At 66.7% G+C, this 14,849-nt stretch carries 13 protein-coding genes; 5 read left to right on the plus strand and 8 right to left on the minus strand.

Going from position 1 to position 14,849, the window contains the following annotated elements; all coding sequences use genetic code 11:
- Positions 1-12: 12 nt before the first annotated feature.
- Both glyS and glyQ read right to left on the minus strand, forming a co-directional pair.
- A complete protein-coding gene (glyS, locus tag OZ10_RS01675; RefSeq protein WP_039563751.1) occupies positions 13-2,208 on the minus strand; it encodes a glycine--tRNA ligase subunit beta in 2,196 nt (731 codons plus the stop codon).
- 313 nt (positions 2,209-2,521) lie between these two features.
- Entirely contained in the window at positions 2,522-3,430 is a 909-nt protein-coding gene (gene glyQ, locus OZ10_RS01680) for a glycine--tRNA ligase subunit alpha (RefSeq protein WP_039412270.1), read from the minus strand.
- A gap of 89 nt (positions 3,431-3,519) precedes the next feature.
- On the opposite strand from glyQ, the gene OZ10_RS01685 reads away from it, so the two are divergent.
- From OZ10_RS01685 to OZ10_RS01695, 3 genes are all read left to right on the plus strand, one after another.
- Positions 3,520-5,334, plus strand: coding sequence for a GspE/PulE family protein (locus tag OZ10_RS01685; RefSeq protein ID WP_039412272.1), 1,815 nt, complete (start codon positions 3,520-3,522; stop codon positions 5,332-5,334).
- A gap of 619 nt (positions 5,335-5,953) precedes the next feature.
- Complete coding sequence (locus OZ10_RS01690) at positions 5,954-6,706, plus strand: glutamine amidotransferase (RefSeq protein WP_039563752.1); 753 nt, start codon at positions 5,954-5,956, stop codon at positions 6,704-6,706.
- A gap of 59 nt (positions 6,707-6,765) precedes the next feature.
- Positions 6,766-7,665, plus strand: coding sequence for a BPSS1780 family membrane protein (locus OZ10_RS01695; RefSeq protein ID WP_039412276.1), 900 nt, complete (start codon positions 6,766-6,768; stop codon positions 7,663-7,665).
- 102 nt (positions 7,666-7,767) lie between these two features.
- On the opposite strand, the gene OZ10_RS01700 is transcribed toward OZ10_RS01695, so the two are convergent.
- The 5 genes from OZ10_RS01700 to OZ10_RS01720 all read right to left on the minus strand — a co-directional run bounded on the left by OZ10_RS01700 (position 7,768) and on the right by OZ10_RS01720 (position 10,987).
- A complete protein-coding gene (locus OZ10_RS01700) occupies positions 7,768-8,229 on the minus strand; it encodes a hypothetical protein (protein WP_236726833.1) in 462 nt (153 codons plus the stop codon).
- Between the two features lie 161 nt (positions 8,230-8,390).
- Complete coding sequence (tatC, locus tag OZ10_RS01705; protein WP_039412278.1) at positions 8,391-9,128, minus strand: twin-arginine translocase subunit TatC; 738 nt, start codon at positions 9,126-9,128, stop codon at positions 8,391-8,393.
- Entirely contained in the window at positions 9,125-9,775 is a 651-nt protein-coding gene (gene tatB / locus OZ10_RS01710; protein WP_039412280.1) for a Sec-independent protein translocase protein TatB, read from the minus strand. The genes tatC and tatB overlap by 4 nt, the downstream gene beginning before the upstream one ends.
- A gap of 15 nt (positions 9,776-9,790) precedes the next feature.
- Positions 9,791-10,018 carry a Sec-independent protein translocase subunit TatA gene (gene tatA, locus OZ10_RS01715; protein ID WP_003484969.1) on the minus strand — a complete coding sequence of 76 codons (228 nt, stop codon included), beginning with the start codon at positions 10,016-10,018 and terminating at the stop codon, positions 9,791-9,793.
- Between the two features lie 72 nt (positions 10,019-10,090).
- Positions 10,091-10,987, minus strand: a complete 897-nt coding sequence (locus tag OZ10_RS01720; RefSeq protein ID WP_039563754.1) for a lipid-binding SYLF domain-containing protein — start codon at positions 10,985-10,987, stop codon at positions 10,091-10,093.
- Positions 10,988-11,139: 152 nt separating this feature from the next.
- Here OZ10_RS01720 and hemH point away from each other — a divergent pair, with 152 nt between their 5' ends.
- On the plus strand, positions 11,140-12,105 hold the full coding sequence (gene hemH, locus OZ10_RS01725; protein ID WP_039563755.1) for a ferrochelatase: 966 nt from the start codon (positions 11,140-11,142) through the stop codon (positions 12,103-12,105).
- Positions 12,102-12,974: an alpha/beta fold hydrolase gene (locus OZ10_RS01730; protein WP_039563756.1), complete on the plus strand. Its 873-nt coding sequence runs from the start codon at positions 12,102-12,104 to the stop codon at positions 12,972-12,974. The genes hemH and OZ10_RS01730 overlap by 4 nt, the downstream gene beginning before the upstream one ends.
- 432 nt (positions 12,975-13,406) lie before the next feature.
- On the opposite strand, the gene OZ10_RS01735 is transcribed toward OZ10_RS01730, so the two are convergent.
- Positions 13,407-14,192 carry a YgjP family zinc-dependent metalloprotease gene (locus tag OZ10_RS01735; RefSeq protein ID WP_039563757.1) on the minus strand — a complete coding sequence of 262 codons (786 nt, stop codon included), beginning with the start codon at positions 14,190-14,192 and terminating at the stop codon, positions 13,407-13,409.
- Positions 14,193-14,849 lie beyond the last annotated feature (657 nt).

Genomic DNA, 14,849 nt, shown 5'->3' on the forward strand with positions numbered 1-14,849 from the left:
GCGCATTCCCCGTCAGCTGGACAAGTGCTCGATTGCGGCAACGCTGCCGAGACGGTCGCCGAGCTTCTTGAGCAGGGCCAGGCGGTTGGCGCGCAGTTGCGGGTCTTCGGCATTGACCATCACGCCGTCGAAGAAGGCGTCCACCTGCGGGCGCAGGCGGGCCAGGCGGGCGAGCACCGCGACGTAGTCGTGGCGATGCAGCGCGTCGCCGGTGTCGCCTATCGCCGCTTCCACGGCTTCGGCCAGCGCTTCTTCGGCCGGTTCACGTAGCAGGCTGGTGTCGATGTCGCCGGGAATCTCGCCCTCGACCTTGCGCAGGATGTTGCGAATGCGCTTGTTGGCGGCGGCCAGGGCTTCGGCTTCGGGCAAGGTGGCGAAGATGCCGATGGCATCGATGCGGCGGTCGAAGTCGTAGAGGGAGCCGTGGGTCGCGCCCAGGTGCGCTCCTACGCTGGCCGGTGTAGGAGCGCCCTCGGACGCGACCGAGAACAAGCCAGCGACTGCATTGAAATGCGTTGCGGGCACGCCTTTGTCCGCGTAGTAGCCGCGTAGGCGGTCGAGGATGAAGTCGAAGATTTCCCCCGCAAGCTGCGCGTGCTGCGTCGAGTCGATGTCAGCAATCGTTGCTTCGTTCGACAGCGTCGCTTTCTTGATCAGGCGATCCCATGGCAACAATTTGGAAGCAGTCACCAAAGTCGCCTTCAGATCCAACTCAAACCCACTCTCAATCACCGTCCGCGCCAACCCCAACGCATTACGCCGCAGCGCAAACGGGTCCTTGTTGCCGGTCGGCTTCAGACCCGCCGCAAAGCCACCAGCCAAGGTATCCAGACGCTCGGCGATTGCCAGCACTTTGCCCAACGGCGACAGTGCGATGTCGTCGCCGGCAAAACGCGGCTGGTAGGCCTCGTCGATAGCCAGCGAAATCTCGCTGGGCTCACCAGCGGCCTTGGCGTAATGGCGGCCGGCGATGCCCTGCAATTCCGGAAATTCGTTGACCATGCGCGACTGCAGGTCGTTCTTGGCCAGTTGCGCGGCACGCTGCGCCTGCACCGGATCGGCGCCCACTTGCGGCGCGATCGCCTCGGCCAGCGCCGCCACACGCGCGACCTTGTCGGCCACGCTGCCGAGCTTGGCCTGATACGTGACAGTGGCCAGGCCTGCGCCCATCGCTTCGAGGCCCTGCTTGAGGTCTTCGTCGAAGAAGAACTTGGCGTCGGCAAAGCGCGGGCGGATCACGCGCTCGTAGCCCTTGGCCACTTCGGCAACGTCCCTGGATTCGATATTGGCGATGCCGATGAACTGCTCGGTCAACTTGCCACCGTCATCCAGCACGGGGAAGAACTTCTGGTTGATCTCCATGGTCTCGATCAGCGCTTCCTGCGGCACCGCCAGGAAATCGCGCTCGAAACTGCACAGCACCGCCGACGGCCATTCGACCAGGTTGACCACCTGCTCCAGGTTGTCGTCGCTGATGCGCGCACTGCCACCGGCCTTCCTGGCGGCCGCTTCCACCTCTTCAACGATGCGGGAGCGGCGCGCGTCGGCGTCCACCAGCACATGCGCCGCACGTAGCGCGTCGATGTAGTCGCCCGGCGCGGCCAACGACACCGCGCCTTCATGCATGAAGCGGTGCCCGCGCGTCACGCGATCGCCGCGCACACCCAGCAATTCGGCCGGAATTACCTCGTTACCGAACAACAGCACCAGCCACTGCACCGGCCGCGCGAAGGCGTAGTCGTGCGCGCCCCAGCGCATCGGCTTGGGGATCGGCATGGCAGCGATGGCTTCGCGCAGGATGTCGGGCAACAGGTCGGCAGTGCGCGCCCCCGGCGTCACTGCGCGATGCACGAAACGCTCGCCCTTGGCATCGCTGGTGCGTTCCAGCGCGGTCCAGTCGATGCCGGCTTTTGCCGCAAATCCAGCCAGCGCCTTGGTCGGTTGGCCTTCGGCATCCAGCGCGATAGTGAGATACGGCCCAAGCACTTCGGAGCGCTGCTCCGGCTGCTCAGTGGCAACCCCCGGCAGCAGCACCGCCAGCCGGCGCGGGGTGGACAGCGGCTTGGCATCGCCACGGGTGACCGCAAAGCCGCGCTTTTCCAGCCCGGCCAGCACACCGTCGAAGAAAGCCTGCGCCAGGCCCGGCAGCGCCTTGACCGGCAGCTCTTCGGTGCCCAGTTCGATCAGCAGGGGAAGTTGTTCGCTCATGTCAGGTGGACCTTTACGTGTTCCTTTCTCCCGTCGGGAGAAGGTGCCCCGAAGGGGCGGATGAGGGGACGGGCGAAGCTCTGTGGAGTTTGGGTACATGAGGGCTACGCCCCGTACCCTCACCCCAACCCCTCTCCCGCAGGAGAGGGGCTTTAGTCCCTTCTCCCGTCGGGACATTGTCCCCCTTCATGGGGGAGAAGGTGCCCCGCAGGGGCGGATGAGGGTACGGGCGAAGCCTTGGGAGTTTGAGTGCATGAGGGCTGCGCCCCGTACCCTCACCCCAACCCCTCTCCCGGTGGGAGAGGGGCTCTCGTTACTTCTTCACCCCGGGGAACCCCAGCTTCTCGCGCTGCGCGTAATACGCCTGCGCCACGCCTTGCGCCAGCGCGCGCACGCGCAGGATGTAGCGCTGGCGCTCGGTGACGCTGATCGCGCGGCGTGCATCCAGCAGGTTGAACGCGTGGCTGGCCTTGGTCACCTGCTCATACGCCGGCAACGGCAGGCCGACCTCGACCAGGTGCCTGGCCTCGGCTTCGCAGGCATCGAAACGGTGAAACAGCTCGGCCACATTGGCGTGCTCGAAGTTGTAGGTGCTCTGCTCCACCTCGTTCTGGTGATACACATCGCCATACGTCACCGCCGCGCCGTCCGGGCCGTAGGTCCACACCAGGTCGTAGACGTTGTCGCAGCTCTGCAGATACATGCACAACCGTTCCAGCCCGTAGGTGATCTCGCCCAGCACCGGCTTGCACTCCAGCCCGCCAGCCTGCTGAAAGTAGGTGAACTGGGTCACCTCCATGCCGTTGAGCCAGACTTCCCAGCCCAGGCCCCAGGCACCGAGCGTAGGCGATTCCCAGTTGTCTTCGACAAAGCGCAGGTCGTGCACCAGCGGGTCGATGCCCAGCGCCTTGAGCGAGCCCAGGTACAGGTCCTGGATGTTGTCCGGGTTGGGCTTCATCGCCACCTGGTACTGGTAATAGCGCTGCAGGCGGTTGGGATTCTCGCCGTAGCGGCCATCGGTGGGACGGCGCGAAGGCTGCACATACGCCGCATTCCACGGCTCCGGTCCCAGCGCGCGCAGGAACGTGGCCGGGTGGAACGTGCCCGCGCCCACTTCCAGGTCCAGCGGCTGGATCAGCACGCAGCCCTGGTCGGCCCAGTACTGGTTGAGGGTCTGGATCAGGCCCTGGAACGTGATTGGAACGCGGGGGGAATCGGACATGCAGCAAGGGCCGTGCGAAAGGGGTGCGCTAGTATACCGGCCCACCCGCAGCGCTTCGCCGCGGGCGATCGCGGCAGGGGAAAACCAGCATGGAACAGCGGCGTACCGCCGATCCGGATAACGCAGTGGCACTGCTGCCGCGCGGCCGGCTGATGTTCGACTCGGTGGCCGCCGCGTTGCTGGCCGATGGCATGGTGGTGCCGCACGAACACGAGCGCGTGCAGTTCTCCGCGGCCGGCGCGCGCAACGCCAGCGACGTGCATCCGCTGGTGCTGCTGGCTAATCTGAAGTTGCATGCCGCGCAGCCACCGGCCGGTGAACTCGGGCTGGAACGGCTGACCGAATGGCTGGCCACCCGCACCGGCCTGCGTTACCTGCGTATCGACCCCACCCGCATCGATGTGGCCGCCGTCACCGGCGTGGTCTCGCACGCGTATGCGCGCCGCCACCGCATCCTGCCGCTGGCGCTGGATGCCGAACGGGTGCTGATCGCCACCAGCGAGCCGCTGGCGCTGGAATGGCTGGCCGACGTGCAGCACTTGAGCCGGCGCCGTATCGAGCTGGCGCTGATCAACCCGCTGGACCTGCATCGCTACACGATGGAGTTCTTCGGCGTGACCCAGTCGGTGCGCGGCGCGCGCGGCGATGCGCGCAGCACCGAGTCCAATGCGGGCCTGCCCAGCTTCGAGCAGCTGGTGGAACTGGGCCGTGCCGGCGACGTCAATGCCGACGATCACCACATCGTGCATATCGTCGACTGGCTGCTGCAATACGCCTACGAGCAGCGGGCCAGCGACATCCACCTGGAGCCACGCCGCGAGGCCGGGCGCATGCGCTTCCGCATCGACGGGGTGCTGCACAAGGTGCTGGAAGTGCCGCCCTCGGTGATGACTGCGGTGGTCAGCCGCATCAAGGTGCTCGGCCGCATGGACCTGGCCGAACGCCGCCGCCCGCAGGACGGCCGCATCAAGACCCGCTCGCCGGGCGGGCGCGAGGTGGAAATGCGGTTGTCGACGATGCCCACCGCGTTCGGCGAAAAATGCGTGATGCGTATCTTCGACCCGGACTCGGCATTCAAGAGCATTGAGCAGCTAGGCTTCAGCCCCGAAGAGGCCGCCGGCTGGAGCGCGCTGGTGGAACGGCCGCACGGCATCGTGCTGGTCACCGGCCCCACCGGTTCGGGCAAGACCACCACGCTGTATTCCACGCTCAAGCGCCTGGCCACGCCGGACGTGAACGTGTGCAGCGTGGAAGACCCGATCGAAATGATCGCGCCGGAATTCAACCAGATGCAGGTGCAGCAGAACATCGACCTGGATTTCGCCAGCGGCGTGCGCACGCTGCTGCGCCAGGACCCGGACATCATCATGATCGGCGAAATCCGCGACCTGGAAACCGCGCAGATGGCGGTGCAGGCCTCGCTCACCGGGCATCTGGTGCTGTCCACGCTGCACACCAACGATGCCGCCTCGGCGATCACGCGCCTGCTGGACCTGGGCGTACCGCACTACCTGGTGGCCTCCACGCTCAACGGCGTGCTCGCGCAGCGGCTGGTGCGCACCCTGTGCGTGCACTGCAAGCGCCCGCACACGCTCAGCGACGCCGACTGGTCGGCGATCCGCGAGCCGGGCGAAGCGCTGCCGGAACCACTCAACGTGCACGCACCGGTCGGCTGCCTGGAATGCCGCCGCACCGGCTACCTGGGCCGGGTGGGCCTGTACGAACTGTTGCCGGTCACTCCCCGCCTGCGCACCCTGATCCGCCCGGACACCGAATTGGCCAGCTTCAGCCACGCCGCCCGCGGCGAAGGCCTGCGTACGCTGCGACGCACCGGGCTGGAAAAGGTCGCCGCCGGGCTGACCACGGTGGAAGAAGTGCTGTCGGTATTGCCGCCCCGGGAGTAGCCAAGCCACTTCGGCCGAGGGAGCGGCGAGGACCCCGCACCAGACAGTTGGACAGCGGTTTTATAAAAGCTGGGCATGGTGCGAAGACGGTGCGGCTTCGCGTTTGGGTGCTGCAAGCTGGCCGCGCCCAGTGATATAGCCAGCGAACGTCGCCTGTCGCATGTCGCCTGCACTGACACACCGAGCATCTCCACCGGTCCTTGCCCACTCACCGTCGCGGAACCCTTGGCGGCTTGGATGCCGCCACCGAGCTACATGGACGTACTTGCAGCGTGTCCCGCGATGGTGGGCGGGCAAGGGCCCTGCAGCAAAGGCGCAGCGTGGAGGGCGCGGCTTCGCGTCGAAATTCGGTCAATCCAGCCATGCCCCTCCTGTTCAAGCAGGCCACGGCATCCTCAGGCCGCGACGCGGCGAAACGCGCCGACAATCCAGTCGCGCCGCTATCTGCCGATATCGAGGGCATGTCACCGCCGTGGGTGATCCCGTCGACCCCGCCTGGAGGGAATCAAGACATGTCATTCGGCAATGACGCGCAGGGCCCATCCGGGGGAGACGCTTGAAACAAAGCCGCCCCTGCCGCCTACAATCGGGCACATCTGTCGTGTCCGGATCTTCGCGCATGTCTGTTTTGCCGTTCCTGATCATCGAAACCGGGCAGCCCGTGCCGGAGATGAAGCGCTACGGCCGTTTTCCACACTGGATCCGCGTGGCGGCGGGGCTGACCGAGCATGAAACGGTGGCCATCGACGTCGCCAATGGCGATCCGCTGCCTGATCCGGCTGACTTTGCCGGCGTCATCGTCAGCGGCTCGGCCGCCTTCGTCACCGATCGCGCCGACTGGAGCGAACGCAGCGCCGGCTGGCTGCGCACCGCCGCGCACCAGGGCATGCCGTTGCTGGGCATCTGCTACGGGCATCAACTGCTGGCGCATGCGCTGGGTGGCGAGGTCGACTACAACCCGGCCGGGCGCGAGTCCGGCACGATCGCCCTGGAACTGCATCCGCCAGCCGGGCAGGACCCCTTGTTTGCAGGCCTGCCGGCGCAGTTCCCGGCCCATGCCACCCACCTGCAGACGGTGGTGCGCGCCCCGGACGGTGCCATCGTGCTGGCGCACTCGCGCCAGGACCGCTGCCATGCGTTCCGCTGGGGCCGGGCCACCTGGGGCGTGCAGTTCCACCCGGAGTTCGCCACCCACCACATGCGTGGCTACGTCCAGGCCCGCGCGGACTGCATTGCCCGCCACGGCCATTGCGCCCGCACCGTGGCCCGTGAGGTCACCGCCGCGCCGGTGGCCCGCAAGCTGCTGCGCCGGTTCGTGCACCACGCCCGCGGCCTGCAAACAGTGAACGCTCGTCCCGCCGCGCACACGTAAAAGCAGCGATAATCGCGTCACGCCGGATGGTCCGGCGCGCGTATCGATCCGGAATGGGAATGAGCGAAATTCGCAAGGTGCCGGCATCTGCCGGCGCAGAATGGCTGTTGACCGGTTTCTCGCTGTTGAAGCGGGCGCCGCTGGCGCTTGGCTCGCTGGGGGTGATCTGGAGTGTGGCCGCCTCGCTGGTGGTGTCGCTGTCGGTGCTGGTGCCGCTGCTCGGCCCGGCCCTGCAGTTCCTGCTGGTGCTGGCCGGCCCGCTGTTCATGGGCGGCCTGCTGTGGGCGATCCGCGAGGTGGACGAAGGCCGCGTCGCCAAACCGTCGCATCTGCTGCATGGCCTGCAGGACGGCCGCGCCCCCCATCTGCTGGTGTCGCTGCTGCCACAGCTGATCGCCGGCCTGCTGCTGGGTGTGCTGTTGCTGGCGATGATCGGCGCCAGCGGGCTGCAGCAGTTGTCCGAAGTGATGGTGAAGATCAACCAGATCAGCCAGTCCGGCGCCCAACCCGACCCGGTGCAGATCGAGCAACTGGCCGCCAGCCTGCCGGCCGGGCGCATCCTGCTGTGGCTGCTGCTGACCATCGCGACCTTCGCGGCGATGACGCTGGCGCTGTTCGTGATGCCGCCGCAGGTGATGTTCGACCGCAGCACCGGCGGCCACGCACTGCGCGAAAGCCTGCGTGCCAGCCTGCACAACCTGCCGGCGATGCTGGTGTTCTTCGTGCTGGCTTTCATCGCCATCTTCGCGATCTATTTCGCGGTGATGATCGTGGCCCTGATCGTCGGCCTGGTCGCCGGCCAGACCGTGGCGATGTGGCTGGCCCAGCTGCTGCTGATGGCGGTGCTGATGCCGGTGTTTGCCGGCTCGGTCTACGCGGCGTGGAAGCAGATGTTCACCCACGAAGGCGCCGCCGCCCAGCCGATCAAACCCTCACGGCCGGATGTGTTTGCGGCCTGATCTTGCGAGCCGTAGGAGCGCACCTGGGCGCGACGAAGCTTTCCCAGGAACGCCCGTCGTGCCCGGGTGCGCTCCTACGCAATTCGACCTGTCCGCGTGGTGTCAGTCTGTCCGATTGAGTTCCACGCGAACGGCCGTGATGCAGTCGGGTATGTCGCCGAACGGCAATGGATGCGCTGCAAACACGTTCTCGTAAATGATCACCTCTGCACCGGAGCGGGTTTCGCGAAGGTGTCCCACGCCGCTGAAGGACGTATTGGCATTCTCTCTCAAGGTGGCATTACGGCCGTGGAAGAAGTCACTCGCAGCGTTACCGCACGTATCGATGCGTACTGTCAGCTCGCCATACATCGCGCTGATGAAGTCGTGTCGTTCGGTGCCGAATAGCTGAAACGGATCGACGGTGTTGTAAATCAGCAACACCGTCGGCATGCCGGCACCGGCAGCCGCGCGTAGCTGCCCCCGCGCTTCGACAATCTTCTGGCGCACATGCCAACCGATCGTCCTGGACCACACGCCATCTGGATCGATTCCGCGATCACTCTCGATCTGCTTGATCTCCACCGCCACCAACGTGCTGCCAAGCCACACGTGATAGTCGGGGGTACGGCTGGATGTCTCGGCAATCCGCTGGCAGTCAGCCGATGATGCGCGCAGAATGTTTCAAACAACTGCTCTGATGTGGTTCTTTGCATTCCCAGATCAGCTCGCAGACCGAGCGCGAATTAGGCGCTCTTCGGCCCTACCGCACGCGAGGCAATGATGCCCAGCTCATACAGCAGGCACATCGGGATGGCCAGCATCAGCTGCGACACCACGTCCGGTGGGGTAAGCACGGCGGCCAGGATGAAGATGCCGACGATGGCGTAGCCGCGGCCCTCGCTGAGTTGCTTGGGACTGACCCAGCCCAGCAGCACCAGGATCACCAGCGCCACCGGCAATTCGAAACTCGCACCGAAGGCGAAGAAGATCGCCAGCACGAAGTCCAGGTACGAATTGGCGTCAGGGGTAATGGCGATCACGTCCGGCTTGAACGTGGTCAGGAAGTGGAACACCGCCGGCAACACCAGGAAATACGCGAACGCGCAGCCGATGTAGAACAACGCCACCGCCGAGGCCAGCAGCGGGAATGCCAGCTTCTTTTCGCGCTGGTAGAGCCCCGGCGCGACAAACGCCCAGGCTTGGTACAGCAGCCAGGGCACGCTGAAAAACACCGCCACGAAGAAGGTCAGCTTGAGCGGGGCGAAGAACGCGCCGGCCGGGTTCATCGCGATCATGGTCTGCCCCAGCGGCAGCTGCGAGATCAGCGGCGCGGCCAGCCAGGAATAGATCGCCCGCGAGAACGGCAACAGCACCAGCAGCACCGCACCCAGGCCGATCAGGGCACGCACCAGGCGGGCGCGCAATTCGACCAGGTGCTCGATCAGACTGCTTTCGGCCTGTGCGTCGTCGAACAGGCTCACGGTTGCTTCTCCTGAATCCTGGCCAGGTCGGCCGGGGTTGGTGCGGTGGACACGTGCAGCGTGCCCGGCTCGACAGGCGGTGCAGCGGCCAGGCCCTGCGCAGGCGCGCTGGTGAGATGCGCTGCATGCGGTGCCGGGACCACGGGGTCATGCGGCGCCGGCACGACTGCCTGGTGGGGCGCCGGCGCAATGGGCTGTGCCTGTGCAATCACCGGCGCTGCCGCCGCCGGTGCGGCGATGGCAGCACCTGAGGCAGGCCCGGCAACCGGCTCGGCATCGGCGCCGGTCGACAGATCCGCATGCGCCAGCTCCAGTGGCGTGGCCACCGGCGTTGCGCTGCTGCGGATATCGATATCGCGGCCCACGTCGTCGTGCAGTGCGCGTGCACCCTGCTCCACCTGCTGCTGCTTGTGACGCAGCTGGTCTTCGGCTTCGCGCAGCGAGGCCTGCACGTCCTGCAGGCTGCGCTTGAGCTCCTCGGCTTCAAGCTCGCGTTCGAGTTCCTGCTTGACCGAATCCCACTGCGCGCGCGCGCGGCGCACCCACAGTCCGGCAAATCGGGCCGCCTTGGGCAGGCGCTCGGGACCGAGCACCACCAGGGCGACGATCGCAATCAGCGTCAGTTCGCCAACACCTATGTCAAACACCGACGCTGCTCCGGATCAGCGCGCGTCGCGGTCGCGTTCGGCCTGCGCCTCACGCGCCTGCTCGGCAGTGCGGGAGTCGTCACCGAGCTTGCCGGCCGGCTTGTCGTCGTCGTGCATGCCTTTCTTGAATTCCTTGACCGCGCTGCCGAGGTCCTTGGCACCGCTGGTGAGCCGCTTGGTACCGAACACCAGCAACACGATCACCAGCACGATCAGCCAGTGCCAAATGCTGAAACCGCCCATGATCTGCTCGCTTGCTGAAAAGAAGGAAGGCGCAGGATACCCCAGCGCACCGTGCAGGGGGATGACAGCGCCTCAGCGGTTGCCGTCTAGTGATTCGGTGCGGATTTCACCATCGGACACCGGCTGGAACCCCTGCGGCGGCGGCGGGGTGGTGCTGGGCTGCATCGGTACCGTGCTGGCTTCGTTGGCAGGCGGCGGTGCGGATTGCGCCGCCGGGGCCGCGCCCGGCGCACGCGGCGGCACCGGTGCGGTGTCGTCGTCGCCATCGCTGGTGCGGTTGGCGCGTGCGGTGTAGGTGACTTCCTCCAGACGGTCGCGGAAGGCGATCACGTCGGTGGACGGGCGCTCGTTGGTGCGGCCTTCGAAGATCATCCGCGGGGTGGCACCCCCGCCATAGGCGTTGAGGTCGGCGGCATCGTCGATCTGCAGCACCGCGCCGTCCAGCGCCACGCCGGCAAACAGCCCGCGTGCGCGCGACCACGACCAGATCTCGGCCTTGAGCTGGCCGTCGGTGGCGGCCGCGGCGTTCCGACCGACCGGACCTGCAGCCACGCCGGCATCCGCGCCGAGGGTGAACTTGCCGTTGACGATGTTGTCCAGGCTGCGGTCGTTGCGGAACACCAGCACCACGTCGGACGACTGCACGCCGGCCTGGAAGCCGATGCTGCCGCCGGTGAGCTTGACGAACACCGGCTGCGACCAGCTGCCGTCGGCGTTCTTCATCGACATCAGGCCGTGGCCGCGACGGCCGCCGATCACCAGACCGGCCTTGAGCGTGTCGGGGATGACCACGATGGCGCGCGCCTCGTCGAGCAGTTTGTCCGGAATGGACTGCTCGGGAATCTTCATGATCTCGTTGAGCACCCGCACCGCATTACGTGCGCGCTGGTCTTCTTCCGGGCCGGCCACGGCATGGCCGGCGGCGAAGGTCAGCGACAACAACAGGGCCAGGCGCGACAAACGAGGCATGACAAGCTCCAGGGGACGATGCGTCAAAGATAGCAATGCCGCGACGTTAGTGGTGGCGCAATGAATCGGTGGTGAGCGCAACCGGCTGCAAGACGCGGCCGATCGCCGTCATTGGTGCAGTGTTCTCGGCAGTGCTGCCCGGCTCTGCCAGAATGGCCCGCATGAACACCACTCCCGATACCGCCCTGCTGGTCGTCAACCTCGGCACCCCCGAATCGCCGACCGCCCCGGCCGTGCGCCGCTACCTGGCCGAGTTCCTCAGCGACCGCCGCGTGGTCGCCATTCCGCCGCTGTTCTGGAAACCGCTGCTGTACGGGGTGATCCTGCCGATCCGCGGGCCCAAGTCGGCCGAAAAATACGCCAAGGTGTGGTTACCCGATGGCTCGCCGCTGGCGGTGTATACCCGCCGCCTGGCCGATGGCCTGAAACAGGCGCTGCCCGACTGGCACGTCGAGTGGGCGATGCGCTACGGCGAGCCGGCATTGCGCAAGACGCTCGATGCCCTGCGCGCGCGCGGCATCCGGCGCATCGTGGTGTTGCCGCTGTATCCGCAGTACTCCACCACCACCACCGCCTCGATCCAGGACGTGGTGGATGCGTGGCGCCCGAGCGCGCCGCAGATCGCGGTCGAGGTGATCCAGGACTATTGCGAGGACGCCGGCTGGGTGGCGGCGATCGCCGACTCCATCCGCGCGCACTGGCAGGTCCACGGGCGCAGCGAGAAGCTGATGTTCTCCTTCCACGGCCTGCCGCAACGGGTGGCCAATGCCGGCGACCCGTACCCGCAGCAATGCGAGCGCAGTGCGCAGGCGATCGTGGCGGCGCTGGGCCTGGGAGCGGACGAATGGCAGATGGGCTACCAGTCGCGCTTCGGCGCCGAACGCTGGTTGCAGCCGTATGCCGAACCGACCTTGTGGGCATTGGCCGAGAGCGGCGTGCGCAGCTTCGATCTGGTGTGCCCGGGCTTTGCCACCGACTGCCTGGAAACGCTGGAGGAAGTGGCATTGGGCTTTGCCGAAACGCTGGCCGAACGCGGCGCCACGCTCAGCTATATCCCCTGCCTCAATGCCAGCGATGCGCACACGCAGGCACTGGCTGCACTGGCGCGTCGCGCGTGAGGTTGGAGCCGTTTGCGTGCGAGCTGGCCATCGGTCGTATCACCGGGTTGCGCAGCACCGAGCGCGGGCCGCGCCGGGTGCTGGCCCTGCATGGCTGGCTCGATAACGCGGCCAGCTTCGTACCGCTGAGCGCGCATCTGCACGCGCAGGCGCTGGATCTGGTGGTGCTGGATCTGCCCGGCCATGGCCACAGTACGTGGCTGCCGGTGGGCGCCGAATACACGCTCAGCAGCGCGATCCACAACCTGTTGCAGGTGGCCGATGCGCTGGGCTGGGACTGCTTCACGTTGTTGGGCCATTCGCTCGGTGGCGGCGTCGCCAGCCTGATGGCCGCTGCCGCGCCGGAGCGTATCGAGGCGCTGGTGGTCATCGAGGCGCTGGGCGCCCTGGCCGAGCCGGTGGAGAGCACGGCCGAACGATTGCGCGACTCGGTGCGTTCGACGCGCACCCTGGCGCAGCGGCCGCTGCGGGTGTTCGCCTCGATGGAGGCGCCGGTGCGCGCACGCATGATGGCCAATCAACTCACCGACCCGGCTGCACGGCTGCTGGTGGAACGCGGCCTGCGCGCGGTGGAAGGCGGCTACAGCTGGTGCACCGACCCGCGCCTGACCCTGCCCACCGCCATCCGCATGACCGAGGCGCAGATCGACGCGGTGCTGGCCTCCATCGTGTGCCCCACCCAGGCGATCTTCGCCACGCCGGCGCAGCCGTATTTTTCCGATGCGCTGCGCGATCACCGCGTGGCGATGGTGCCCGACGCGCGTCTGACGCTGCTGCCGGGCACGCACCATCTACATATGGAAACCCCGGCACCGGTGGCGGCGGTGATCAATGGATTTCTTGCGACTCTGCCGCAACCGCAGAGGTGAGGCAGGCAGCTGCAAGGAGCGTGATGCGTCATGCGGCGCGTGGGGATTGCAATTGAGTGCTTCGACCGGTGGCATGCGCCCTGGACGTTTTGCGGTGCGGTTCGTGCCGATCCAACGCTTGGGGCGAACGATCGTGCGTTGTTCGAACAGGTCTGGTCGACAGCGTGCGACGCAGGTCATTGGACGACGGCCCGCTCCTTGGACGCAGGCGTTGCCATGGCCGAACGCGCCCTGGCGCAGCAGTTTGCCTGGCTATCGCCGCTGGCCCGAAGGCACCTCGCCCGGGCTGCAGCGTACGAATGGCGCTAGCGGGCTTGCCGCGCGCAAAGGCAGACCGCGCAGTGGCGTTGCATCGCTGTTGATTGGACTTAGCGCGACCGGATCGGCGCGAGCGCTGCGCACCTGGCAGACGGGCATCGCTGCGGCCTCGCATCAGGCGACCTGCAACAACCGCCGCAGCTGCGCCTTGAGCTGGCGGCCATGTTCGTGAAAGTAGCTGCGTTCGTCGCGCCAGGTGGGGAAGCGCCGTTCCACTTCGGCCCAGAAGGCCGGCGAATGATTGGCCTGCAGCAGATGGCAGAGCTCGTGCACCAGCACGTATTCGAACGCAGACGGGCGGCCGAGCACCAGTGCCAGGTCCAGTGCCATCGAGCCATCCGGAGCGAGCGAGCCCCACTGCGAGGACATCACCTTCAAACGCAGCCGTGCCGGTGCGCGCGGCAGGCCGGGTAGATAGGTGGGCAACCAGCGGCCGACATCGGCGCGGGCCTGCGCTTCGTAGAATTCCTTCAGTGTGCGGCGTAGACCGGCATCGCCCAGGCGGGTGGGCACATAGAACTGCGCACCTGCATCGGTGATGTCGATGCGTGCGTAGCGGCCGTCGTGCCAGCTCAACGGCAGCAGCGCCCCGCGCAAGGGCAGCAGCCCCGGCACCCCGCGCTCCAGCGCGGGAAAGGCATCGACCTGCTGGTAGCGCGACAGCTGCATACTCAGCCAATCCAGGTGGGCATGCAGGAAGCGCTCGCCGTACACCAGGCTTGCACGCAGCGGCAAGGTCAACCGCGCGCCGCGCTCGTCGACGCTGAGTTTGATGCGGCGCGCGCGCGGATCGCGGACGCGCAGCACGTCGATGTCGCGGCCGTCCAGTTGCACGCGCACGCAGTCGCGTTCGACAACCTGCGACGGCGGCGCAATCAGGCGGCGGACGGGTTTGAACATGGGCACAGGATAGCGCTGCGATGTATCAGGTGGTGAGACGGCGCATGTGATGCATTCGATGTTGGCGCGACTTAGAGCGACTCACCAAACGGCCACGCCCAACGACAGATGGGCGCAGCCGAACGGGGTGGATCTGCCGCCTGGCTGCATGGCCCTGCCCTCCACCACTGCAGGACATAGTCTTCAAGAAGAGAAAGCAGCCGAGCAACGCTCCGGTGCGATGTCCTCGCCGCTTGCGGGAGCGTTGGCGGCATGGATGCCGCCATCGAGCCCCCATGGACGGCTCTACGGCGTGTCCCGCGAGCGGTGACGGCACCGCGCCCTCGACCGGACTTGAAGATCGCCAAGCGATCGCGATACGCACGATGCAGCCGTCTCAACCTGATTGCTCAGTAGGGACAGATCAGGCGCAGAGCGGATGGTCTGCGCCTTTGCTGCAGGCCCTTGTCCGCCCACCATCGCGGGACACGCTGCAAGTACGTCCTTGTAAGCTCTGGCGCGGCATCCATGCCGCTCAAGGTCCCGCGACGGTGGGCGGGCAAGGACCAGTGGAGATGGTCGGTGCGCATGGATATGAACCAGCGGCCAGCAAGCTGCGACGCGGTGTCTTTGCTTTTCAACAAAACCACCAGCCAACTGTCTGGCGTGGTGTTCTCG

Origin of the sequence: Xanthomonas cannabis pv. cannabis, assembly GCF_000802365.1 — a bacterium.
In the GTDB taxonomy this organism is placed as follows: Bacteria; Pseudomonadota; Gammaproteobacteria; order Xanthomonadales; family Xanthomonadaceae; genus Xanthomonas; species Xanthomonas cannabis.